The sequence below is a fragment of the Klebsiella sp. HN106 genome (genome assembly GCF_051209435.1).
Taxonomy (GTDB): domain Bacteria; phylum Pseudomonadota; class Gammaproteobacteria; order Enterobacterales; family Enterobacteriaceae; genus Klebsiella; species Klebsiella oxytoca.
Genome location: NZ_JBLURD010000001.1, coordinates 34,542 through 57,406, shown reverse-complemented (window position 1 = coordinate 57,406; position 22,865 = coordinate 34,542). Strand labels below are relative to the sequence as shown.

Sequence of the window (22,865 nt, the reverse complement as noted above, 5' to 3'; positions counted from 1 at the left end):
AAAATTAACGTGCGTGGTTTGCATTCCAGATAAGGCCACCAGGCCTCAATTCATTTGCCACACCAGCGCGAACGGAACGGTCTATCGTCTGCTGCCAGGCGCGATTTAACGCGCCGTTATTATCGACCGCTTGCGGTTCGGAGCCTTGATTCTGAATAAGTACTGAGGTCTGAATGGTCAGTGGCCCTGCGCCAGAAGAACCCAGTCCCTGCATTGATGCCGTTCCTACATAGCCGCCGCCCGCATACCCCTGCGCACCGCGCATCATGGCGTAAAGGTTGCCAATCCCTATCGCCGAGGTCGCCTCTTTAGTAAAAACAAATTCGCCGCCATGAACAATCCCTCTCGGCTCATATTTACCCCCGTCTCCGGTATAGCCGCCATCGGAATGGCCCGTGAAAACTTTACCGATGGATGCTACCCAGCCAATGCCGGAATTCGACATCGCGTTAAAGGAAGCCTGCATGGCTTTTACCAACAATAATTGGCTGAGCATCTTCAGCGTCCCTTTCAGAAAGGTCATCAGGAAATCATTAAAACTCGCCTTTCCTGTGGTTATATATTCCACCAGTGAGTTCCCCATTGAGCTAAAAGCGTCTTTAGCTAAATCCTTAAGCTTGCCATGAACGTTTTCTCCATCTTTAAGGAATTTATCCCACGCCTCTTTAACTCCTTCCATTAAACCGCCGAGCCAATCGCCGCCCCTCCTTTTTTTCTTATCATCGTCAGGACGTTCTTCCATATTTTCGCCTTGCAGAAAAAATTTTGGCGTATTACCCACATCCTCTTTTGGATGGCTACCAATTCCTGCCAGTGAATCCCAGTAAGTTTTAGGGCCAGACGTTATATTGTAGGTCTCACCCTCAGATTTCTTCACCATATCCTGAAGTATGGATCCCATTCTGGCTGGAGGAAGAGGGAGCGTTTGCATTAGCCTCTTCAGGCTATCCGTATGCCTTTTCTGTATTTCTGTTGCAGCACGAAAAGTTTTATTCAGCTCTTCGCTTTTACGGTTGGCGACGGATGCTTTCTGTTGATACTTATCAAGAAGCTGGCTACTTTTTTCCAGCTCGCTGGTATTTACGCGCAGCGTTATATTGGTTTCACTCGCCATAGACTTTCTCCTGAGAGAATAAACCAACCACTCATCGGTTTACGTTGATTAATAATTTGAACATACTTCTGCTAAAAACCCAGGCTAGCTCTGTAGTTTATTCAGGATATTCAACGCCACCCGTTCCATTACCTGAATATCGTTTATTACGGTTACCTCATCAGCTATATCATAAACCCTCATGAGCCATGCGAGCACACTATAGTCCAGACCGATTAAGCCGCCTGGACTGGTTCGCCACTGCGTGCTGGCCGAGCGAAAGACCACAAATGCAGGCCAGATATCGGGCCAAACATTGATAACAGTATCGTCATAATCTTCGGCTGTCAGACCGAATGCGCTTAGCTCATCCGCTGATGGTTCAGGCGTATAGAATGCAGAGGCAACCGTAATCAGTTTTTTTCGCGATTCCCCGTCAGCTCTTGATAATAAGTAGCCATTATTGCCTTAACAGCCCCCGGATAATTATCTACCAGTACTCCCATATTTTCTCGCGTACAAGGTTCTGATAATCCCCAACCGTCGACGATCTCCAGTAAAAAATCACATACCGTTTTTTCGTCAATATCTTCTAACTCTGCCAATTCTTTTATAGGCCGATGCTTAAACGTAAAATTCAGCACTCCGTCTTCTTCACCCGCACGAGGAATAGCAACATCAGCTTTAAAAACAGGTTTAGGTTGTAATTTGAAGATAGCGCTCATATATACCCTTAAAAGAGGCTCCCGAAGGAGCCTGGTTGAATTTAATTTATGGTTCACAGATAAGAAGAACAATTATTCTTCCGACTTGTAGAAAGTAATATCCCGAGAGTGAATGGAAAACGCGACTTGTACGGTTTCAACGCTATTCACCGCCGTCATTGGTTGCGGATCAAACGACGGAACGCCGGACCAGTAGCGATACTCTTTTGCATTAGGCACAAACATGCGTAGTGGTAAAACTTGTCCATAACGATCTGCCATGCTCAATACATTATAGATAGGTAATGAAGCATCATGCGCTAATGTGAACGTTTGGTTTTTAGCGGCCTTAAAGGTTCCAATATTACGCTGGCGATCGTCGGCCAGAAACTGTACCTGTGCATACTGCTGCTCCCCCCCTGACAGCGCGACTTCAGTAATCTGTGGAATTTCAGTCCATTCAGTGATTTTTTGCAATTTCCCGCCACCGGCATGGGCAGGAAAGAAATTCCGGTCGCTAGAGTTGATGACCGAAATGGTCACGCTATTAGGGGTTTGCGCAGTAATTCTGGCGACTAAACCATCGATGGCACCCCAGCCCGAAGAAATAAGCACGACATCATCGACCCTAAGATTATGATTTTCAGTCACGGTAAAAACCGCACCTTCCGCATTCGATACCGTACTTACCACGACAGGATTACTCAAGCCGGAACCGACAAAAACAGTTGAGCCATTAGGCAGAGCAAAAGCCATAATAATATCTCCATTATCAATATTTGAATGTTTTAATATTCTTTTAAAAAGTGAATAATTTGTTTGGGCATGACTTATTGTTGTGTGCCATAGTGACTACACTTTTAAACTAAAGCCATTTCTCATAAATTATTCAGGTGTTCGCAGAGTAATTATTCGGCAATACACTTTCAGGGATACGTTTTAGCACTGGCTCATTTTCAAAGATTTTCATTCCATATTGGCCAATCCAGGTGGCATTTTGGTTGATGTTACCAGAAATAAAATCCATAACTTCCACCATTAATTCCTGGATCAAAGTAGCCGAATTATCGCGCCACCAGGTTTCGATAGCAGCAAGAAGAGGGTCGGAACCATTCGCAATAAACTGCTCACCGATACTATAATATTTCGTTCTGTTTTCGTCAGTAATACAATGCAATTTACTGATTTGTAAAACTTCCGCAACTGGCCCCAAGGTTTGAACGGTAAGCGTTGCGATTTTATTGCCTGTTTCCTCAGCAATACTAGATGAGTAAAACATTGAGAGAGTTAAATCATTAGATGCATACATATTTATTTTCTCCAGGCGTAGATTGTTGAATCAATGGTTAATAAAGAGATAAACTAAATAATTACTCGAGCCCTGAGCCAACCATAGATAAAGGATTCATTAGCATCGTTTCTTTCAGCCAACTCCAGATAATATTGCCCTTGACTACAGTTTAATGCTCGTAATAGTACCGTCTCACCTTCATTGCCTCTGCGAATAAGGTACTGGCTTAAGGCGTTAATCGTTCTGGGGCCGATAGCACCATCGACCACGAGGTCCGGATACAGCACTCCGCGATGATTAAAGGCATTTAGCCATCGCTGAAGCCACTTACCCGGCAGAATGGTGCCCATATTGACCCCGGCATCACACAGTTTTTCAGCAAGCGGGGTAGATATCTCAGCAACATGGTCGAACCGGGGCGCAATCCAGTAGTCCGCGTTGAGAATATCCAGCGCCTGCTGGCGCGGCAGTTTTTGCATAGGTCCATCATAACCATGCGCGCGGGCAGTGGTCTGAGTAATCCCCCAATTTGTTGGGCCACCTCGATCGTCCGGATGATTTACATAGCCGCCCTCCTTATCCAAAATGGCGTTAAAAATCTCATCTTTATTCATACATCCCTCATTTATCGATTAAATGCGCGATATTCCCCCTGACGAGGAATACGGTAATAAGTATAAAAAAATTGACGCTGACGACTAACCAATGGGTCGATTCATACAGGCCAAAAAGATAGCGAAACGGTATGCTGGCATAGGTAAGTACCAGTAAATATGCCGTGTATGATATCCATGGCCGATGTCTTCGGTAGCACGCGCGGCGATAAAACATCAAGTTCAGAGTGATCAAAGCGCAGACAATTGCGTTAATCAGCGCCGGCAGTTCATTTTCCATTTGGCCGTTCACTATTGTTGCGAGTGAGTATTTTGTACAATTCGGTGAGATCTTGATTATTCAGAAATGTGAGTATCTTAATAATCAGCGCGGATAGCAGTACGGCGCCTAACGCGTCTAAAGACCGTTCACTGTATCCGGTCCAGATTGCCAGCTTCGTACCAATTAACCCGGCGCCCAATACGCCGACAATAAAGGAAGTCATAAAATAGGCAGCCAGTCTGAAACGTGAAATATTTACTGCGGTCGCCACATAAAACACGGCGCCAGCAAATGCGCCGAACACAACGCCATAATCAATACCTGCGATCAGGCCAAATAGACTCGCTGCCATTAATCCTCCAGTAACAATTGCCGACGTACCGGAAACAGGATCGGACATTCACCCTCCCTTCTTTCACTGACATTCCTGATGGTCATAACAAATGGCGAAGGAAAGCAGCATCATGCTAATGCTTTTACTTTGCCGTAACCTTTTTTCTTTTTTGCAAACCCAGCGCATAGATGGCCCTGTGACAGAGCCAGGTCCCAGGTTGCGCATAGTGGTGTGAAAATTCTTGCTGATAAACAATGGTGGCACGCGCAATTTGCCGTTTATATTCCTCAAGCTGCCAAAAAATATCCTGGGCAACAAAGTTAATGGGCAATGCGTCCTCGATACGCGCTGGCGTATGGTGCTTTCCCTTAGCCTGAATCTGAGCGCGAGAAGGCGTAGGCCGGTGGAGGCGTTCTGAACTGAGGGCTTGTGGATTTTGTAAGTGCGAGCGCTGCGCACGGCGACGACCGGCAGCGGAACCATGAAACGCGGTTTTACGGGACATTGCGGTCTCCTTAATGAGCTTTGACGGTGCGTCGGCGATGAATCCTCTCCCGCTGGCTTCACCCCAAAGCGCACTGCGTTATGGTGCTGGCTTTTCAGCCACGTAGATTCATTTTCGAATCGTTGTATTTCACCGACGATAACGCGATGTGTTTCAAGTCGATGAAGAAAGAATACCTAAGGGTTAATTAAAAATAAATACCTTCAGGTATATTTTATGGTGCAATTAGAATAACCCTCTGAAAATATTCAAAATTTAGTTACAAGGCAGGGTTTTGCCGGGAGGGAAACGATGCAGGCGGGCGATGCGCCAGATTGCCAACATAAAAAGGGCTGCTGGACATGATTTCTCGCATCCAGCGCAGGTAAACCCGGTGCTTAAAAAGCCTGCCGGGAAATTTTACCTGCTGGACTTGATACTAAAGGCTGGAACGGGAGGAGGGTTTGAACGCTAGTAAAGCGTTAAACAAACCGTTTAACGCTATGGCTGTAGATCACGCGGCCAATAATTTTCAGATACTGTTCATGGCTTTCGCCGATCGTCCAGTCGGCATATTTGCGGTTATCTGAATGCACAAGCAGGCCATCCGCCGTGAATTGAAGACGCTTCACCAACACCGCCCCTTTGAACGAAAAGACATAGATACCGTCACCTTCAAAGTAATCTTTTGAGACATCAACAAAGATGTAATCACCGGTCTCGATGGTGCCGGACATGCTATCGCCGGAAACCGTAATCACCTTGATATGCTCTGCGGGCCGGTTACCAAAAAGCCTCAGCGCGCCGGCAGTGTCATAGGTGATACTGTTGACCGTTTCATCAACCTCGCTTGAGACAATACATCCTGGTCCCGCGCTGGCCTGAGCGTCCAGAACCTCAATGACGTACTGCATCTGAGGTGTGTCTTCCACCGGTTCTCGTTCGATATCAATACTTCCGCTAATGCCGTCCATCCAGCCGCGGGGCAAATTGAAAGAAGATTCAATAAGATCGACCATCTCGTCAGCTATCCTTTTCTTTTGTTTCTTGCCTTCCGGGTAGAGCATCCTGGAAACGTAAGAAGGCTCCCGCCCAAGGGTTCGGGCTACATCAACAGCTTTACCGCCGCATAAATTATCACGGATATAGAGCAAGCGCTGACGTCTGATTTCGTATTTATCCATCGTAATCTGTCTAACACCAGTTACCAGCAGGTATCTAAAATATAGCAAAGCGCCATTAAATTACCTATAGGTAATGTACGCGAAATTTTCGTTCTCAACGCTTTGCTCACCTCCACTGGCAACACTGCTACTTATGGAAAAATGGAGCCTGTGATTTTGGTGTAGGCTGTCGTTTATAAGCAAACAACGCTGTAATAAGTTGAATTAATTTATCTAAATTATGGATTTTATCGCTACCGGAGATCAAAAAGGCCTGTTGCTCAGGGGTCTATACTTAAACACGGTATCGCAAACCCTACGCCCTGCGCGAACTGAAGCGGGTCGCGTTTTGAGCGCGCTCAGGCTGATCAGAGATGCATTTTTAGCCAGCGACAGGATCGCGCCGAAAGCGGTTTTAAAGCAGAGATAAGCGAGTGCCCAGGTTGCATCACTGGGCATAAAAAGTTTTTTTCAAATATTTAGCAATGTGAGTATTGATATGATCACTATTGACGGTAATGGCGCGGTTGCTTCAGTCGCGTTTCGCACCAGTGAAGTTATCGCCATCTACCCGATCACGCCCAGCTCCACAATGGCGGAGCAGGCGGATGCCTGGGCTGGCAACGGGCTGAAAAACGTCTGGGGCGATGTCCCCCGCGTCGTCGAGATGCAGTCGGAGGCCGGGGCGATCGGCGCCGTACACGGTGCGCTGCAGACCGGTGCGCTCTCAACCTCTTTTACTTCATCGCAGGGTTTACTGCTGATGATCCCGACGCTGTACAAACTGGCGGGCCAGCTGATGCCGTTTGTGCTGCACGTCGCCGCCCGTACCGTGGCCACCCACGCGCTCTCTATCTTCGGCGATCACTCCGACGTGATGGCCGTACGTCAGACAGGCTGCGCGATGCTCTGCGCCAGCAGCGTTCAGGAAGCTCAGGATTTTGCGCTGATTTCACATATCGCCACGCTGCAAAGTCGCGTGCCATTCATTCATTTCTTTGATGGCTTCCGTACCTCGCACGAAATCAACAAAATCGCTCCACTGGCAGACGATACCATTCGTAGCCTGCTGCCGCAGGAAAGAATTGATGAACATCGCCAGCGCGCCCTGAACCCGGAACATCCGGTTATCCGCGGCACCTCAGCTAATCCGGATACGTATTTCCAGTCACGTGAAGCGACGAATCCGTGGTACAACGCGGTCTATGAGTGTGTCGAAACGGCAATGGATGATTTTGCCGCCGCCACCGGACGTCAGTACAAACCCTTTGAGTTTTACGGTCATCCGCAGGCTGAGCGCGTAATCGTCATTATGGGCTCCGCCATCGGTACCTGTGAAGAAGTGGTCGATGAGCTGCTGAGCCGCGGTGAAAAAGTCGGCGTGCTAAAAGTTCGTCTTTACCGCCCCTTCTCTGCCGCGCACCTGCTTGAAGCCTTACCGCCGAGCACCCAAGCCGTGGCGGTGCTGGACCGCACCAAAGAACCGGGGTCCCAGGCCGAGCCGCTCTATCTCGACGTCATGACCGCCCTGGCCGAAGCCTTTAACCGCGGCGAGCGAGAAACCCTGCCGCGCACCATTGGCGGACGCTATGGCCTCTCTTCAAAAGAGTTCGGTCCGGAGTGTGTCCTGGCCATCTTCAAGGAGCTGAGCGCCGCTAAACCCAAGCCGCGCTTTACCGTCGGCATCTACGATGACGTCACTAATCTTTCCCTGCCGCTGGTCGAAAACACGCTCCCCTCGGAAGCGAAACTGGAAGCCCTCTTCTACGGGCTCGGCAGCGACGGTAGCGTCTCGGCTACGAAAAACAATATCAAGATTATCGGTAACTCTACGCCGTGGTTCTCGCAGGGCTATTTCGTCTATGACTCGAAAAAGGCCGGCGGGCTGACGGTTTCACATCTGCGCGTCAGCGAGAAGCCGATTCGTTCTTCTTATCTGATTTCGCAGGCCGACTTTGTCGGCTGTCACCAGCTGCAGTTTATCGATAAATATCAGATGGCGGAACGTCTGAAGCCCGGCGGTATTTTCCTGCTTAATACGCCCTACAGCGCCGATGAAGTCTGGTCCCGTTTGCCACAAGAAGTCCAGGCCACCCTCAATCAGAAAAAAGCGCGTTTTTATATCGTCAACGCGGCAAAAATCGCCCGTGAATGCAGCCTGGGGGCGCGTATCAACACCGTTATGCAGATGGCCTTTTTCCACCTGACGCGGATCCTGCCGGGCGATAACGCGCTGGCGGAGCTACAGGGGGCCATTGCCAAAAGCTACAGCAGCAAAGGCCAGGAGCTGGTGGAGCGTAACTGGCAGGCGCTGGCGATGGCCCGCGAGTCGCTCGCGGAAGTGCCGCTACGGCCGGTTGACGGCAACAGCCCGAATCGCCCACCGGTCGTCTCCGACGCCGCGCCGGATTTCGTAAAAACCGTCACCGCCGCGATGCTGGCCGGGCTCGGCGATGCGCTACCGGTATCCGCTCTGCCGCCGGATGGTACCTGGCCAATGGGCACTACCCGCTGGGAAAAACGCAACATCGCCGAAGAGATCCCGATTTGGAAGGAAGAGCTTTGCACCCAGTGCAACCACTGCGTGGCCGCCTGCCCGCACTCGGCAATCCGTGCGAAAGTGGTCTCCCCGGAGGCAATGGAAAATGCGCCGGACAGCCTGCATTCCCTTGATGTCAAATCCCGCGATATGCGCGGTCAGAAATACGTTTTGCAGGTCGCGCCTGAAGATTGTACCGGCTGTAATCTCTGCGTCGAAGTTTGTCCGGCAAAAGACAGGCAGAACCCGGAAATCAAGGCTATCAATATGATGTCGCGCCTTGAGCATGTTGAAGAAGAGAAAGTGAATTATGACTACTTCCTCAACCTGCCGGAAATGGACCGCAGCAAGCTGGAACGTATCGATATCCGCACCTCACAGCTGATCAGCCCGCTGTTTGAATACTCCGGCGCCTGCTCCGGCTGCGGCGAAACGCCATATATCAAACTGCTGACTCAGCTCTACGGCGATCGAATGCTGATTGCCAACGCCACCGGCTGTTCATCGATTTACGGCGGCAACCTCCCTTCCACGCCCTACACCACCGATGCCAATGGTCGCGGGCCGGCCTGGGCCAACTCGCTGTTTGAGGATAACGCCGAATTTGGGCTTGGCTTCCGACTTACCGTCGATCAGCATCGGCAGCGCGTCATGCGTCTGTTGGCGCAGTTCGCCGATAAACTTCCGCCCGAGCTTAACGATGCGCTGCACGCAGAAGCAACGCCTGAGGTGCGCCGCGAGCAGATAGCCGAGCTGCGCAAGGTACTGGCAAATGAAGAAGGCGCGAAGGAGCTGTTAACCGATGCCGACGCGCTGGCGGAAAAATCGATCTGGCTGATTGGCGGCGACGGCTGGGCCTATGATATTGGCTTCGGTGGTCTCGACCACGTGCTGAGTCTGACCGAAAACGTTAATATTCTGGTGCTCGATACCCAGTGCTACTCCAATACCGGCGGTCAGGCATCGAAGGCTACGCCGCTGGGAGCCGTCACGAAGTTTGGCGAGCACGGCAAGCGCAAGGCGCGTAAAGATCTCGGCGTGAGCATGATGATGTACGGTCATGTTTATGTGGCGCAGATTTCGCTTGGCGCCCAGCTGAATCAGACGGTAAAAGCCATTCAGGAAGCGGAAGCTTACCCGGGTCCGTCGCTGATTATCGCCTATAGCCCTTGCGAAGAGCACGGTTACGATTTGGCGCTGAGCCACGATCAGATGCGTCAGCTGACCGCCACCGGTTTCTGGCCGCTGTATCGCTTTGACCCGCGTCGTGCCGATGAGGGCAAACTCCCGCTGGCGCTGGACTCCCGTCCGCCGTCAGATGCGCTGGCTGAGACGCTATTGAACGAGCAGCGCTTCCGTCGCCTGAACGCTCAACAGCCGGAAGTCGCGGAACAACTGTGGAAGGATGCAACGGCAGACCTGCAAAAACGCTACGACTTCCTCGCGCAGCTGGCCGGTAAGGCAGAAAAACCGACTACCGAAAGCTAATCTACTGACGTTTTTTTCAGCCCATAAAAAAAGCCCGAATATGAATTCGGGCTTGTCATTTTACCGATCAATAAAACCATTCTCAGGAACGGGCGGCAACATAAAAATTTGGATGACAATAAAAGGCATATAACGGGTGGATAATACGGCATTAATACCGATATGTATAATTTTTATTTTATATGCATTACACGAATTCATTCATTATAATTATCATCATTTCATTCGAATTATTTATTTTAGATTTTACTTATATCGTAACAATTGATATTTACCAGATCTCAATCTGCTCCTTTAGCATGAGTTTACTTCCCTGGAGGAAGCAAAAACAAAAACAGTTAAAGGATTGTCTAAATGAAAAGAAAAGTACTGGCCCTCGTTATCCCGGCATTATTAGCTGCTGGCGCTGCACACTCCGCTGAGATTTATAATAAAGACGGAAATAAACTGGACCTCTATGGCAAGGTGGACGGTCTGCATTATTTCTCTGACGATGCATCAAAAGATGGCGATCAGTCATACGTCCGTCTTGGCTTCAAAGGCGAAACTCAGATTAACGATCAGCTGACCGGCTACGGTCAGTGGGAATATAACGTCCAGGCGAACAACACCGAAGGCGCGGACAACCAGTCCTGGACCCGTCTGGCGTTCGCAGGCCTCAAGTTCGCTGATTACGGTTCATTCGATTATGGCCGTAACTACGGCGTGCTGTACGACGTAGAAGGCTGGACCGATATGCTGCCAGAATTCGGCGGCGACTCTTATACCCAGGCGGATAACTTTATGACCGGCCGCGCCAACGGCGTAGCAACCTACCGCAATACCGACTTCTTCGGTCTGGTTAATGGCCTGAACTTTGCCCTGCAGTACCAGGGTAAAAACGAAAATGCCGGCAGCGGAGAAGGCACCAACAATGGCGATCGCAGCGTACGTAACGCTAACGGCGATGGTTTTGGTCTATCCACTTCTTATGATTTCGGTATGGGTATCAGCGCCGCTGCCGCCTACACCTCCTCTGACCGTACCAACGATCAGATGACCCAGACCACCGCGCAGGGCGATAAAGCGGAAGCCTGGACCACCGGCCTGAAATATGACGCCAATAACATCTATCTGGCGACCATGTATTCCGAAACCCGCAATATGACGCCTTACGGCAACGGTAACGGCGTAGCCAACAAAACTCAGAACTTTGAAGTGACTGCTCAGTATCAGTTCGACTTCGGCCTGCGCCCGGCGGTCTCTTTCCTGATGTCTAAAGGCAAAGATCTGACCAATACCGATGGCGACAAAGATCTGGTGAAATATGCTGACATTGGCGCGACTTATTACTTCAACCGCAATATGTCTACCTATGTCGATTACAAAATCAACCTGCTTGACGAAGACGACAGCTTCTATTCCAACAATGGCATCTCTACCGATGACGTGGTTGCTTTAGGCCTGGTTTACCAGTTCTAAGCTGCGGGCCCGCTGGCAACGGCGGGCTCTCTTCCCTTGCCTCTGAAGCTGCATTCAAAGCAAAACAATATATCAATTGCTTTAAAATAATCGTCCGATGAATGATATATTACTGACAGGAACTGCCGTAGCCGTAGAGGACGCCTGCCATGCACCATCATTGCGTAAAATCATCCCGCATCCACTCCATCGCCTATGATGAATCCTCTGGCATTCTTGAAATCCGTTTCCGCGATAACCAAACGCTACAGTATCTCGGCGTCCCGCCACGCATTTTTCGCGATTTTCTCCAGGTTGTTTCTAAGGGCCGTTTTTACGACGGTGTGATTAAAGGCAAATTTACCGAACGCCGCCGCGCCTGATAGCGAAAGTGTGATTGGGTTCAATATACAATATTCGTCCGGATGGCCTACACTTTAAGTGGTTACTTAAACAGGAGGTTATATGAACAGAATGATTCTTGTGCCCATCGATATTTCCGATACAGAATTAACTGACCGTGTTATCAAGCACGTTGAGGCTGAAGCCAGAATCGATGATGCCGAGGTGCATTTCCTGACCGTCATTCCCTCCCTTCCCTATTACGCTTCGCTGGGAATGGCCTATACTGCAGAGCTGCCGGCGATGGACGACCTCAAAGCCGAATCGGAGTCGCGGCTGAAAGAGATTGTGAAAAAATTTACTATTCCGGAAGACCGTGTCCATTTACACGTTTCCGAGGGTTCGCCGAAAGATAAAATTCTCGCTATGGCGAAATCCCTTCCCGCCGATCTGGTGATCATTTCTTCGCACCGTCCCGATATCACCACCTATCTGCTGGGTTCTAACGCCGCCGCCGTTGTCCGCCATGCGGAATGCTCGGTACTGGTCGTACGATAAACCTATCCTGCCCGCCGCCGTGCGGGCTTTTATTTGCTCGCCTGACAGTAGATTCCCTGTGCTCCCCCTTTGCTAATTCCGACCATTCACATAACAACAATGCCTGCTAAGCGCAATCGGCTAGCAGCTCGCTAAAGCCAGAGTATCCACGGATTACTCCTATTTGCTGCGCCGGCAGAGGAGTATCTATGGCATCTCCTTAAAATATTCACATTTTTATATTGGAATTGGGTCTCGCCAGTTCAGGAGTTATTATGAAAAAAATTATGTTAGTCGTATTTGTGTTCTGCGGAGCGTTGTCTCTGTCCGGATGTATTTTGCCTCCAGGTGGACCCGGTGGTGGACCGGGCGGGGGGCATTTCCACGGGCCGGGTCAGCGTTGATCGGTCAACACACTTAGTTACTCTTCCATAAAAGCCACCCGAAGATCGCCTTCGCGGTGGCCATAGAATATTTATCTGTTGCCTATCATTTCACCATTATTCCTTTTAGCAACGGCTGTTATCTCAATAAAAGGCAATTTTGCCTGTGGCAACAATGTTGTACTTGCATCCGTATAGTCAGGGTAGGGCTAAAATGGAAAGCTGCCGTAAAACGCGCTGGTATTCGTCGTCGGAATCCGTACCATACGCGACATACTTTTGCGTGCTGGCTGCTGTCAGCAGGTGCCAACCCGTCCTTTATAGCTAACCAGATGGGGCATGAAAACGCGAAAATGGTGTACGAAGTCTACAGTACATGGATTGAAGAAATGAACGGCGATCAGGTTTCAATGCTCAACGCCAGGCTATAACTGTGATTTTGTTTGCCCCTTATATGCCCCTTTTTGTTTCAGAGAACGTTTATAATGCTTGATAATCAGCAAGTTACAAAGAAAGAAAAATACAATATCGACAAATTGCAGAAGCGCTTGCGCCGTAACGTCGGCGAGGCGATCGCTGATTTTAATATGATTGAAGAAGGCGACCGCATCATGGTTTGCCTCTCCGGCGGTAAAGACAGCTACACCATGCTGGAGATTTTGCGCAACTTGCAGAAAAGCGCGCCAATTTCCTTCTCCCTGGTGGCGGTCAACCTCGATCAAAAACAGCCGGGCTTCCCCGAGCATATCCTGCCGGAATATCTTGAGCAGTTGGGCGTTGAATATAAGATTGTTGAAGAAAATACCTACGGCATCGTTAAAGAAAAAATTCCGGAAGGCAAAACCACCTGCTCTCTCTGTTCGCGCCTGCGCCGCGGCATTCTTTACCGCACCGCGACTGAGCTGGGCGCCACCAAAATCGCCCTTGGCCACCACCGCGACGACATCCTGCAGACCCTGTTTCTGAATATGTTCTATGGCGGTAAGATGAAAGGGATGCCGCCGAAGCTGATGAGCGACGACGGTAAACATATCGTTATTCGCCCGCTGGCCTACTGCCGGGAAAAAGATATTGAACGTTTCTCTCAGGCGAAAGGTTTCCCGATTATCCCGTGCAACCTGTGCGGTTCGCAGCCGAACCTACAGCGTCAGGTGATTGCCGATATGCTGCGCGATTGGGACAAACGCTATCCCGGACGCATCGAAACCATGTTTAGCGCGATGCAGAACGTGGTGCCTTCTCATCTCAGCGACGTTAATCTGTTCGACTTCAAAGGCATTCATCACGGCTCTGCGGTCGTTGACGGCGGCGACCTGGCGTTCGATCGCGAAGAGCTCCCGACGCAGCCGGCCGGCTGGCAACCGGAAGAAGATGATGCGCAGCTGGACGCTCTGCGTCTGAACGTGGTGGAAGTGAAATAATCCTCCTGCGTCTCAGGCAATCGCCTGAGACGCCGCTGCCGGGTCTATTTCAGCAAACGTACCCGGCAGGCCTTGCCTTTAATTTTGCCGTTTTGAAGCTGCCTGAATGCCTTATGCGCTACGCTCTGACGTACGGCAACGTAGACATGCGCCGGATGAACGGCGATCTTTCCGATGTCAGCACCATCAAGACCGATATCACCGGTCAACGCTCCCAGCACATCGCCCGGACGCATTTTAGCCTTTTTACCGCCATCAATGCACAGCGTGGCCATCTCTGCCTGCAGTGGCGTGATCGAGCTATTCATCGGCCCGTCCATCCAGTTGAGCTTCATTTGCAGCATTTCGGCAAGAACGTTCGCACGCTGCGCCTCTTCCGGCGCGCAGAGGCTAATCGCCAGACCGCTTTCACCGGCGCGAGCGGTACGGCCAATGCGATGCACGTGTACCTCCGGGTCCCAGGCCAGCTCATAGTTCACCACCAGTTCGAGCGATTTTATATCCAGGCCGCGGGCAGCGACATCGGTCGCCACCAGCACGCGCGCGCTCCCGTTGGCAAAACGCACCAGCGTCTGGTCGCGGTCGCGCTGTTCAAGATCGCCATGCAGCGATAGCGCGCTCTGCCCGGCGGCGTTGAGCGAATCGCAAACGGCCTGGCAATCCTTTTTGGTATTACAGAACACCACGCAGGAGGCGGGCTGATGCTGGCTTAGTAGCTTTTGCAGCAGCGCGATTTTGCCCTTTTGCGAAGTTTCAAAAAACTGCTGTTCGATAGCCGGTAGCGCATCAACGGCATCAATTTCAATAGTCTGCGGATTATTCTGCACTCGGCCGCTGATTGCCGCTATCGCTTCCGGCCAGGTGGCGGAAAACAGCAGCGTCTGGCGCGACGCCGGCGCAAAGCGGATCACGTCATCAATGACATCGCTAAAACCCATATCCAGCATGCGATCCGCTTCGTCCATCACCAGCGTTTGCAGAGCGTCCAGCGACACGGTGCCCTTCTGCAGGTGATCGAGCAAGCGTCCCGGCGTGGCGACGATAATATGCGGCGCGTGCTGCAGCGAGTCGCGCTGAGCGCCAAAAGGCTGGCCGCCGCAGAGGGTTAATATTTTGATATTCGCCAGGAAACGCGCCAGGCGACGCAGTTCACCGGCCACCTGATCCGCCAGCTCGCGGGTCGGACACAGCACCAGAGACTGGGTCTGGAACAGCGAGGCGTCAACGTGCTGGAGTAGCCCGAGGCCGAATGCCGCCGTTTTACCGCTGCCGGTTTTTGCCTGCACGCGGACATCTTTGCCCGCAAGAATCGCGGGTAAAGCCGCTGCCTGAACCGGGGTCATCGAAAGATACCCCAGTTCATTCAGATTAGTGAGCTGGGCGGCGGGCAAAACATTCAGAGTTGAAAAAGCGGTCACAATAATTTCTCGCATTACATTGAGGGGCGGACAATCTGCTGGCGCGTATCCTCGCAGATCTCCGCTCCCGATGCGACAATTTAATCGGCTCATCGTCAGGCGGCGGATCGGGCAACGGGCGCGGACGTGGCTTGGGATCGTGGACCGGCACAGGATCGTTGGGTTCCGGCGGTATGGGTATTGAGTTCAGCGGTTGATAACGCATATTGACTCCCGGTGATGGACGGGTACACCAATTAAGCGTAGAAGCTGGGAAACAGAGCGCAAAAAAAAGCCGACTCATTAAAGTCGGCGTCGTACGAATCAATTGTGCTATGCAGTAATTCAAAAAAGGAAGTAAGACAATATGGAGCGCAACGCCCATCGCTTGACGTTGCATTCACCTGCGAGAGAGATATTGCCCTGAATGGGTAGATGGTTTATTGATTTCGCTCAAACATTGCCGGGTTTTCATCATCGCCATCGCGACAAAAGACGATTCTTTACAACCATTTACTACGATGCAACCACCATGTAACACCCCCAATGAGAACGACTAACATTATGCAGAAAATAGAAAAACCCATATGCCAGCTATTGCCGGGAATGCCGCCGAGGTTAACCCCGAACAGCCCGGTTAAAAAGGTACTGGGCAGAAAAACCATCGCCATGAGCGACATCGTGTAGGTTCTTCGCGATAACGACTCCTGCATAATCTGCGCGATCTCATCGCTCATAATCGCCGTTCTGGCGATGCAGCTATCAATTTCATCCAGACCGCGGCCAAGACGCTCAGCAATATCCTGCATCCGCCGCCGATGGTCATCGGTCATCCACGGCAGCCGCTCGCTGGCCAGCCTTGCATAGACATCACGCTGCGGCGCCATATAACGGCGCATGACGATAAGCTGTTTACGCAACAGCGCCAGAAAGCCGCGCGGCGGCACCTGCTGATCGAGTAAATCATCTTCCAGATCGATAATCCGGTCATGGAGCTGCTCAATAAATTCGCTGGCGTGATCGGTCAGCGCATCGCAGACTTCCACCAGCCAGCCGCCGCCGTCAACCGGCCCGTTGCCCTCACGCAAATCGCCGAGCACATCGTCCAGCGCCAGCACTTTGCGCTGCCGGGTAGAAACAATTAACCGCTCGTCCATATAAAGACGCATCGCAACCAATTGGTCCGGGCGCTCATCGGTGCTGCCGTTAATACAGCGCAGCGTAATTAATGCCCCATCGCCAATCCTCGTCACTCTGGGACGAGTGCTCTCCCCACCCAGCGCATCGCGTACGTTATTAGGCAGCAGCGGCGTCGATGCCAGCCATTCCGCGCTATCAACATGGGTATAATTGAGATGCAGCCAACAAGGATGCTCTTTATCAATGGTATCGCTGTCGACCAGCGGCTTTACGCCGCCCTGCCCGTCGAACACCCATGCAAAAACGGCATCCGGCACGTTCAGTTCCGATCCTTTTATGGCGTCCACTGGACCTCCGTTAACTCATGCACATTTTCGTAGTCTAGCCTTACGCGACGGTTACGCAAGAGTTAATAAACCCATCCTGCTGAATTCACTGGCGAAAAGTGGGGACGCAAAAACCAAGAACCCGCCGGCGGCGGGTTATGGATAAACTTTGCGATACAGCGGCTAACCTGCGCGATCGTCCGTCGCCAGAACGTATGCCGGCGGCAAGACAGGTTAACGGGAGTCGTTCATTTTTTCTCTTCGGCGTATTGACGCGCGTTATCATGCAAATGGGTACACATGCTTTTATCCTCCATTGTTACAAGCAGAATAAACATAGATGAGAAATAGCTTTTTGCAAGTTAGTCATTATGGCCCGCTGAGCTTCTGCGCAAATAATTTAACAACAGCACGAGGTCGACATCATGGCGTAATTTGAATTTTGACATGATGATGCGCTTATGGGAGAAAACCGTTTTTTCGCTCAGCGCCAGCTTGCCGGCAATCTCTTTGACAGAAAGCCCCGCCAGTAGTGCTGCGGCGACTTTTTCCTGCTGTCTTGAGAGTTTGCGATGACGACAATCATGACAGCGCATATCGGATTGATTCATCGAGGGAGTCGCCTCCTGCATCCGGGCCCGCTTAATTTGCGCAATTATCCGGTAAATTTTCTCATCCTGCTGAATAAATATCATCTCCTTCAGGCATGAGGGCAAGATCCCTCCGCGCCAGCGGAACTGCTTACCTACCAGGCCAATAAGGATGCCTCCCCGGCGATGCTGTAACTCGGGATGACAAATGTACTCCTCCCCGCGGCATAAACTCAGCACCATAATATCGGTTGCGGTATCTTTCCCCTTATATATTTTATTCACTGCCGACGAGCTAAACATAGCCGCAGGGAATAAACTCTCCAGCAGAGCGTTAAAACCTAATTTAAAAAAATTATTATCATTTTTATAAATGACATTCAGCATGGTCACGATAGCCCCTGGATACCCGGTGATAGTATATCAAGCATCAGCCAGACGATAGTCGCCAGCGTAATTACGGCGATCGCCGATTTACAAAATAGCGTACAGAAAAGCATGGTACTTCCTTTTATTGCCAGGTAAAGGACACGGTGACAACTGCATTAATCGTACCGGGCGTAACACCACCTCGCGGGCTGAATGCCCGCGCGCGCAGGCGGTAGCGATATTGATTATTCACAATCGTCCCGCTTACCGTTTTATCCTTACCTAAAGGCTGCCCTTCTGCCGTTTGTAGCTGTATGGCAATATTGCCTGCGCTACCGCTATTCTGATAAAGATCGTCCGGGCCAGCGTTATCAGCATTACCGGAAAACTGCATCGTGGCCGTTGTCGTTCCCGCGGGACAGCGTTCAATATTAAAATCAAAGGGTACCCACTCCGTCGCGGAGCCAGGCGTATAGAGAGAAGACGCCCGGATACCCTGCGAATCGGTCAAGGAAATTGTTCTTGCAACACTATCGCTGCTGATCTGGCAGGGGGCGGCAACTATTTTACCCTTGATATTCAACGAAACCACATCGCCGGCCAGTAGCGGAGCGGAAAACAATACCAGAACCAGACATAAATCATGTAATTTGGCGATCATTGCCTCTCCTATTGATAAGTCATATCCAGAGTTGCGGTCGCGTTAGCTTCGCCGGCTTTAACCACCGGCTTGGTCTGATAATAACGAGCCGTAATCGGCAAACTTTCCAGGCCGCCCGAGGATTGCTTTAGCATCAGGCGATTATTCAGCTGCACTGGCGCATTGTTATAAAGCAGCTGAACGCCAACGCCATCCGCAACGGTCTCGCTGCCCTGGCCGGTTAACGCCAGCACGCTGCGGTCGCCGCTGGCGTCCGGATTCTGCGTCCCCTGGAGTTGTATATGGATATTTGCTCCGGCGTTGCAATTAAGTCCTAAATTCTGCGTGTCCGTGTGCGGAGGCGAAAAACCCGCAGCAGACCCAAACTCGGCCGCGCTTACGCTGCCGAGATCAAAACTCAATACCTGGCTCGAAATAGAGCAGCTAAGCACATTTACCTGTGAACTGGCGTCCAGGGAGATTTTGGTAAAATAATTGCCAGGAGAACCAAACCACGCCTGAGCAATTAACCCTGGCGTTAATTGTCCGGAGGTGATATTTCCGGTTTTCACCAGCGACACCGTATAATATCCCAGGTAAAAAATGTAGTTTGCGGTTACCGGAGGTAAGCTAAAATCTCCGGGCATGCCATTTACTTTGATCCCTACCCCTTCAAGGTTGGTTTGATAAACGCCGCTGACTGGCGATTCAATACCCGACAAATACACCATGGAATAATTTCCGGGGCAAGACTCTCCATTATCCGAAGTAATGGCAGCTTGCGCATAGCTAGGGGAGACGGTAGAAGCGATAGTCGCCCCTACCGGGATATCGCGTTGAACATTCACCGTACCAAAACCAACGGTATTGATCTGCGCCAGTAATACCTCACAGGTCACCGCGGAACAGCAGCCAGCCGTTAAACTCAACATTAAAATAATGAGAGATATAAACTTTCTCATAGAAGTACTCTTGTGCTTGAAAAAATAACGCTAGCGACAGGTAAACTGCGCCATGCTAATTCCGCTAATGCTATTATCTGCAGCCAGAGAATAATCCACCTGACAGCGCTGCGAGTTTTTCTGGCCCCAGGCAACGTCTAAGGTTCCCTGCGGCGGCATGCCGGTTAAATAGACCTGACCTGCCTCATCGACGATAGCGCTGCGCCCTTCATTACCCATCAGATTAACCAGCGCGCCAAATGGCACCGGCTGTTGATTATTCTGTTTTAGCGTTAACAGCGCCCGCAAACCCACATTAGCAATATAATCGGCGCGGACCACCGCTCCCCGCGTCGGAATAACCGTTTTATTGGTAATCGCCAAATCGACATTCTCCGGTAAGGTCGTCGTATTCAGGCCAATATCGTTTTTACGATAGGGTGATACATTATTCGTTACGGTATAGCCGCGAAAATCGGTCTTCGCGCCATTCTGATTATTAATGTCGACGCCGGAGGCGCCAGGAGCTTTTACCAGCACATTCGTTTCACCCAACGGTTGCGAGAACGTGATGCCGTCGGCATGCGCCAGAACCCCGCCCGCCAGGCCATAGCTCAGCCGCTCGCTATTTCTGTCATAACTGCAGCCGCTCGTCAGTTCACCATAGGTGCCTCGATAATCTGCATTCGCGCTGCCGCTGTATCCGTCGCCTCCGGAACCATACCCCTGCTGAAAGCTCCAGTTCAGCGAATTGCCTTCCAGGGCAATGCCGTTTATTCCGACGGAATGGGTCGCACCGCCGCTCTTGCTGCTATTCAGGGCATAATTTGCCCAGGTATTGCTGGCCAGACGCGGCAACGGAACGCTGATATTCAGTGAAATAAGCTGTTCGGCGCTCCCTGTACTGCGGTTTTGTCCACCCGATGCTCCGCCATTTTGACTTCGCGTCCAGTTAATGCCGTAGCTAATCCCTTGCCAGGCGTTGTTATAACCGGCGCTCAGCGATGAGGCTGAGCGACTGGCATGCCAGTAATCTTCGCGGATCGCACTCATCATTAATGACCCTGCGCGCTCACCCAGCCCCTGACTCAGCGTCATCTCCATTCTGTTGCGCCGATGTTGGTTCACCGTGCCGGGATTCCCCCACGAGTCCAGCGTTTCCTGCATAGCGTAGTAACCGCCGGTTGAGTAGCGATATCCCGCAATAGCGAAATTGGTGCCGGTGGCGAGCATATTTTTGCTGTAGCGTATGCGCCACGATTGTCCGGCCTGTTTCTTCTCCTCCTGAGGATGCGACCATGCCTGCGTCACATCGCTGGAGAGCGCGCCGATATCGCCGAGGTTTCTTCCTAAGCCGCCGGCAATTGACTGATATTTGGCTGATTCCTGAAAGCCGCCATATAGCGTGAACCCACCGCCTGCCCCTAAAATACCTGTCATCTGGCCGAAGGGAGTTTTATCGACGCGGCGGTCCCAGGAGCGGTACTGGCCGGCCGTCAGGGCATATTTTAATCGTCCTTCGCGTTGCAGAATCGGTAACGAAGCATAGGGAACAATAAAATTTTGCTCGCTGCCATCGGCTTCTTTAATGATCACGTTCAGATCCCCGGAACCGCCGGTGGGATACATATCATTAATTTCAAATGCGCCGGGAGCTACGTAGTCCTGGTATATAACATAACCATTCTGGCGAATAACGATCTGCGCATGCGATCTTGCTATCCCGCGAATCACCGGGGCATAGCCGCGCATCGACTCCGGCAGCATGTCATCATCAGACGCAAGCTGGCCGCCGCGAAAAGGCATACTATCGAAAATATCCGCTGGCGCCGTACTGTCGCCCAGCGTCAGCTGAGCTTTTAACGCAATAATATTGCGCTGCGCGTAGCTGTAAATCGTCTCCCACTTCTCTTCCCCCTGGCTGTCATGATTCCAGGTGGAGTAGTGACGCAGCCGCCACGGTCCCAAATTTATGCCCGGACGCAGGTTGGCATATTGACTGCTGCTCTTTTCATCCTGATGGCGCCCCCTATCGTTGGCTCCGCTAAGCATATAGTTCAGCATGACAGCGTTAATACCTTCGTCCCAACGTTCCGGGGGGACATAACCTCGTGCTACCGGTGAAAGCGCAGCTTGCGGAATACTTAATCGCAATTTTTGCGTGCTAAACAGAAATTCGGACGTTGCCTGCGGGATAGCGGAGAGATCCGCACATTTCCCGGTGCCGGATAAGGCGGCAAATTGCGCCGTTTTCACCCCATAGCTCTGTAGCAGGTCCACCTTCAGGCAAGGTTTTAGTTCTGGCACTCCGCCCTGGCGCTCAACGGCATAAAAGACGATATCCCGCGCATCAACCACCTTGCCATTTATAATCACATCGACATGATAAGTACCCGGTGCCTGAGCGCCGTTTTCAAAAGCTGAAAGGTCGGCCCCTTTCATTTCGGGGTTATCAATTTCAAGCAGCGCCGGGTTAAAAAAATCACGGCCCTGCGCGTCATTTCCCATAACGGAGAATAACAGCGTGACGCCAACCACCAGGTATGCTGGATAATGCTCCGGCTTTCGCTTTTGTGCTTTCATAAGCATTCACTCCATTACGATAGTTTTTATTGTTATTCTGTCGCTATCGCCTTAATCCTTTGTTTACGGCATGACGTTATGTATTACCCCAATTCCGCCATAGTCATTAATGAGCTTAAATGCAACTGGCGTAGAGGTTCCGCCTGAGGGAATAGCGTATGAACGGGTTGCACCTGGCGCGACGAATGTCACATCGTCTATCTTTACTGTTCCCACTTTTATTTCATTAAAATTCATATAGTACGGAGTGGGATTGGTGACCTGAAGTCGATCGCCCGTTCGCTGCCATCTGAGTTTATCCGCCTGTTCTTCAGGACTACTTTGTTTCAGCGCCGCGGGACGATAAATCAGCTTTATTCGTGTTTTCACGGCCACCTGTAAAGTATTATCCCGAGGCGTCACCGACGGAATAGATTTAATGTTTAGCCAGTACATTGATTCGCGATCTTGAGATAACTGTCCGGCCAGAATAATACGCATCACGTTCTGCTGATTTTTATCCAGCCGATAAAGCGGCGGCGTAATAATAAAAGGGGCTTTATTCCCACCCGGTATTGAAGGTTCGACCCAGGACTGGATGAGATAAGCCAGGCCGTCGGGATTGGTCACGCTCAATGAAGCCTCTTTTTTATCACCCGCATAGATCACCCGCGTCCCGCCGATAATCACCCCCGCGTAAGATGTTGAAGTAAGGGTTAAAAGCGCCACCGTCGCCATTGCGGTAAAAAACTTCATTGCACACTCCAGCGATAATCAGGGCCGAGCAGTGGCCCTGATTAACGTT

At 51.0% G+C, this 22,865-nt stretch carries 22 protein-coding genes and 2 pseudogenes; 6 read left to right on the top strand and 18 right to left on the bottom strand.

What is annotated here, in order from left to right; translation table 11 throughout:
- Positions 1 to 4: 4 nt before the first annotated feature.
- The 10 genes from ACSIPU_RS00315 to ACSIPU_RS00270 form a co-directional block, all read right to left on the bottom strand.
- A complete protein-coding gene (locus ACSIPU_RS00315; protein WP_049593192.1) occupies positions 5 to 1,114 on the bottom strand; it encodes a phage tail tape measure protein in 1,110 nt (369 codons plus the stop codon).
- Positions 1,115 to 1,198: 84 nt separating this feature from the next.
- Positions 1,199 to 1,444 (bottom strand): DUF1799 domain-containing protein, encoded by a 246-nt coding sequence (locus ACSIPU_RS00310; RefSeq protein ID WP_074188043.1) that lies wholly within the window; start codon positions 1,442 to 1,444, stop codon positions 1,199 to 1,201.
- Between the two features lie 62 nt (positions 1,445 to 1,506).
- Positions 1,507 to 1,818: a phage tail assembly chaperone gene (locus ACSIPU_RS00305; protein WP_049593193.1), complete on the bottom strand. Its 312-nt coding sequence runs from the start codon at positions 1,816 to 1,818 to the stop codon at positions 1,507 to 1,509.
- A 72-nt stretch (positions 1,819 to 1,890) separates the two neighbouring features.
- Complete coding sequence (locus tag ACSIPU_RS00300) at positions 1,891 to 2,553, bottom strand: phage tail protein (protein ID WP_004112606.1); 663 nt, start codon at positions 2,551 to 2,553, stop codon at positions 1,891 to 1,893.
- A gap of 133 nt (positions 2,554 to 2,686) precedes the next feature.
- A complete protein-coding gene (locus ACSIPU_RS00295; protein WP_049593195.1) occupies positions 2,687 to 3,106 on the bottom strand; it encodes a hypothetical protein in 420 nt (139 codons plus the stop codon).
- Positions 3,107 to 3,159: 53 nt separating this feature from the next.
- Entirely contained in the window at positions 3,160 to 3,702 is a 543-nt protein-coding gene (locus ACSIPU_RS00290; protein WP_196558091.1) for a glycoside hydrolase family 108 protein, read from the bottom strand.
- A 7-nt stretch (positions 3,703 to 3,709) separates the two neighbouring features.
- Positions 3,710 to 3,982, bottom strand: coding sequence for a phage holin family protein (locus tag ACSIPU_RS00285; protein WP_004101614.1), 273 nt, complete (start codon positions 3,980 to 3,982; stop codon positions 3,710 to 3,712).
- Positions 3,972 to 4,364, bottom strand: a complete 393-nt coding sequence (locus ACSIPU_RS00280) for a phage holin family protein (RefSeq protein WP_004101612.1) — start codon at positions 4,362 to 4,364, stop codon at positions 3,972 to 3,974. Before ACSIPU_RS00280 ends, ACSIPU_RS00285 begins: the two co-directional genes overlap by 11 nt.
- 76 nt (positions 4,365 to 4,440) lie before the next feature.
- Positions 4,441 to 4,803, bottom strand: a complete 363-nt coding sequence (locus ACSIPU_RS00275; RefSeq protein ID WP_023329615.1) for a hypothetical protein — start codon at positions 4,801 to 4,803, stop codon at positions 4,441 to 4,443.
- A 461-nt stretch (positions 4,804 to 5,264) separates the two neighbouring features.
- Positions 5,265 to 5,966, bottom strand: coding sequence for a S24 family peptidase (locus ACSIPU_RS00270; protein ID WP_004112598.1), 702 nt, complete (start codon positions 5,964 to 5,966; stop codon positions 5,265 to 5,267).
- Between the two features lie 478 nt (positions 5,967 to 6,444).
- On the opposite strand from ACSIPU_RS00270, the gene nifJ reads away from it, so the two are divergent.
- From nifJ to ttcA, 6 genes and pseudogenes are all read left to right on the top strand, one after another.
- On the top strand, positions 6,445 to 9,972 hold the full coding sequence (gene nifJ, locus ACSIPU_RS00265) for a pyruvate:ferredoxin (flavodoxin) oxidoreductase (protein WP_196558090.1): 3,528 nt from the start codon (positions 6,445 to 6,447) through the stop codon (positions 9,970 to 9,972).
- 354 nt (positions 9,973 to 10,326) lie between these two features.
- Positions 10,327 to 11,433 carry a porin OmpC gene (gene ompC / locus ACSIPU_RS00260; RefSeq protein ID WP_004101605.1) on the top strand — a complete coding sequence of 369 codons (1,107 nt, stop codon included), beginning with the start codon at positions 10,327 to 10,329 and terminating at the stop codon, positions 11,431 to 11,433.
- Positions 11,434 to 11,582: 149 nt separating this feature from the next.
- Positions 11,583 to 11,795 carry a KTSC domain-containing protein gene (locus ACSIPU_RS00255; protein WP_004112591.1) on the top strand — a complete coding sequence of 71 codons (213 nt, stop codon included), beginning with the start codon at positions 11,583 to 11,585 and terminating at the stop codon, positions 11,793 to 11,795.
- 82 nt (positions 11,796 to 11,877) lie between these two features.
- Positions 11,878 to 12,312, top strand: a complete 435-nt coding sequence (gene uspF / locus ACSIPU_RS00250; protein ID WP_004101601.1) for a universal stress protein UspF — start codon at positions 11,878 to 11,880, stop codon at positions 12,310 to 12,312.
- A gap of 565 nt (positions 12,313 to 12,877) precedes the next feature.
- Positions 12,878 to 13,105: pseudogene (locus ACSIPU_RS00245) on the top strand (tyrosine-type recombinase/integrase); the annotation flags it as partial.
- Between the two features lie 54 nt (positions 13,106 to 13,159).
- The gene (gene ttcA / locus ACSIPU_RS00240; RefSeq protein ID WP_004101599.1) at positions 13,160 to 14,095 is read left to right on the top strand and encodes a tRNA 2-thiocytidine(32) synthetase TtcA; all 936 of its coding nucleotides are present in this window, start codon (positions 13,160 to 13,162) and stop codon (positions 14,093 to 14,095) included.
- Between the two features lie 44 nt (positions 14,096 to 14,139).
- Here the strand turns inward: ttcA and dbpA are convergent, their stop codons facing one another.
- From dbpA to ACSIPU_RS00200, 8 genes and pseudogenes are all read right to left on the bottom strand, one after another.
- The gene (dbpA, locus tag ACSIPU_RS00235) at positions 14,140 to 15,513 is read right to left on the bottom strand and encodes an ATP-dependent RNA helicase DbpA (protein ID WP_196558089.1); all 1,374 of its coding nucleotides are present in this window, start codon (positions 15,511 to 15,513) and stop codon (positions 14,140 to 14,142) included.
- 40 nt (positions 15,514 to 15,553) lie between these two features.
- Positions 15,554 to 15,718, bottom strand: a pseudogene (gene ynaL / locus ACSIPU_RS00230) (proline-rich small protein YnaL); the annotation flags it as partial.
- Between the two features lie 277 nt (positions 15,719 to 15,995).
- Complete coding sequence (zntB, locus tag ACSIPU_RS00225; protein ID WP_004101596.1) at positions 15,996 to 16,979, bottom strand: zinc transporter ZntB; 984 nt, start codon at positions 16,977 to 16,979, stop codon at positions 15,996 to 15,998.
- A gap of 341 nt (positions 16,980 to 17,320) precedes the next feature.
- Positions 17,321 to 17,935: a response regulator transcription factor gene (locus ACSIPU_RS00220; RefSeq protein ID WP_224227632.1), complete on the bottom strand. Its 615-nt coding sequence runs from the start codon at positions 17,933 to 17,935 to the stop codon at positions 17,321 to 17,323.
- A 124-nt stretch (positions 17,936 to 18,059) separates the two neighbouring features.
- A complete protein-coding gene (locus ACSIPU_RS00215) occupies positions 18,060 to 18,578 on the bottom strand; it encodes a fimbrial protein (protein ID WP_196558088.1) in 519 nt (172 codons plus the stop codon).
- A gap of 8 nt (positions 18,579 to 18,586) precedes the next feature.
- On the bottom strand, positions 18,587 to 19,519 hold the full coding sequence (locus ACSIPU_RS00210; protein WP_026055863.1) for a fimbrial protein: 933 nt from the start codon (positions 19,517 to 19,519) through the stop codon (positions 18,587 to 18,589).
- A gap of 30 nt (positions 19,520 to 19,549) precedes the next feature.
- A complete protein-coding gene (locus ACSIPU_RS00205; RefSeq protein WP_196558087.1) occupies positions 19,550 to 22,081 on the bottom strand; it encodes a fimbria/pilus outer membrane usher protein in 2,532 nt (843 codons plus the stop codon).
- A 63-nt stretch (positions 22,082 to 22,144) separates the two neighbouring features.
- Positions 22,145 to 22,816, bottom strand: a complete 672-nt coding sequence (locus ACSIPU_RS00200) for a fimbrial biogenesis chaperone (RefSeq protein ID WP_196558086.1) — start codon at positions 22,814 to 22,816, stop codon at positions 22,145 to 22,147.
- Between the last annotated feature and the right edge of the window lie 49 nt (positions 22,817 to 22,865).

What these genes read in the sequence shown, in the direction of transcription:
- ttcA (WP_004101599.1), top strand. Translation starts at nt 13,160, where the DNA reads ATGCTTGATAATCAGCAAGTTACAAAGAAAGAAAAATACAATATCGAC.
- ACSIPU_RS00300 (WP_004112606.1), bottom strand. Translation starts at nt 2,553, where the DNA reads ATGGCTTTTGCTCTGCCTAATGGCTCAACTGTTTTTGTCGGTTCCGGC.
- ACSIPU_RS00315 (WP_049593192.1), bottom strand. Translation starts at nt 1,114, where the DNA reads ATGGCGAGTGAAACCAATATAACGCTGCGCGTAAATACCAGCGAGCTG.
- ACSIPU_RS00290 (WP_196558091.1), bottom strand. Translation starts at nt 3,702, where the DNA reads ATGAATAAAGATGAGATTTTTAACGCCATTTTGGATAAGGAGGGCGGC.
- ACSIPU_RS00295 (WP_049593195.1), bottom strand. Translation starts at nt 3,106, where the DNA reads ATGTATGCATCTAATGATTTAACTCTCTCAATGTTTTACTCATCTAGT.
- ACSIPU_RS00255 (WP_004112591.1), top strand. Translation starts at nt 11,583, where the DNA reads ATGCACCATCATTGCGTAAAATCATCCCGCATCCACTCCATCGCCTAT.
- ACSIPU_RS00280 (WP_004101612.1), bottom strand. Translation starts at nt 4,364, where the DNA reads ATGTCCGATCCTGTTTCCGGTACGTCGGCAATTGTTACTGGAGGATTA.
- nifJ (WP_196558090.1), top strand. Translation starts at nt 6,445, where the DNA reads ATGATCACTATTGACGGTAATGGCGCGGTTGCTTCAGTCGCGTTTCGC.
- ACSIPU_RS00270 (WP_004112598.1), bottom strand. Translation starts at nt 5,966, where the DNA reads ATGGATAAATACGAAATCAGACGTCAGCGCTTGCTCTATATCCGTGAT.
- ACSIPU_RS00305 (WP_049593193.1), bottom strand. Translation starts at nt 1,818, where the DNA reads ATGAGCGCTATCTTCAAATTACAACCTAAACCTGTTTTTAAAGCTGAT.
- ompC (WP_004101605.1), top strand. Translation starts at nt 10,327, where the DNA reads ATGAAAAGAAAAGTACTGGCCCTCGTTATCCCGGCATTATTAGCTGCT.
- uspF (WP_004101601.1), top strand. Translation starts at nt 11,878, where the DNA reads ATGAACAGAATGATTCTTGTGCCCATCGATATTTCCGATACAGAATTA.
- ACSIPU_RS00210 (WP_026055863.1), bottom strand. Translation starts at nt 19,519, where the DNA reads ATGAGAAAGTTTATATCTCTCATTATTTTAATGTTGAGTTTAACGGCT.
- ACSIPU_RS00275 (WP_023329615.1), bottom strand. Translation starts at nt 4,803, where the DNA reads ATGTCCCGTAAAACCGCGTTTCATGGTTCCGCTGCCGGTCGTCGCCGT.
- ACSIPU_RS00200 (WP_196558086.1), bottom strand. Translation starts at nt 22,816, where the DNA reads ATGAAGTTTTTTACCGCAATGGCGACGGTGGCGCTTTTAACCCTTACT.
- ACSIPU_RS00215 (WP_196558088.1), bottom strand. Translation starts at nt 18,578, where the DNA reads ATGATCGCCAAATTACATGATTTATGTCTGGTTCTGGTATTGTTTTCC.
- ACSIPU_RS00285 (WP_004101614.1), bottom strand. Translation starts at nt 3,982, where the DNA reads ATGGAAAATGAACTGCCGGCGCTGATTAACGCAATTGTCTGCGCTTTG.
- ACSIPU_RS00205 (WP_196558087.1), bottom strand. Translation starts at nt 22,081, where the DNA reads ATGAAAGCACAAAAGCGAAAGCCGGAGCATTATCCAGCATACCTGGTG.
- ACSIPU_RS00220 (WP_224227632.1), bottom strand. Translation starts at nt 17,935, where the DNA reads ATGCTGAATGTCATTTATAAAAATGATAATAATTTTTTTAAATTAGGT.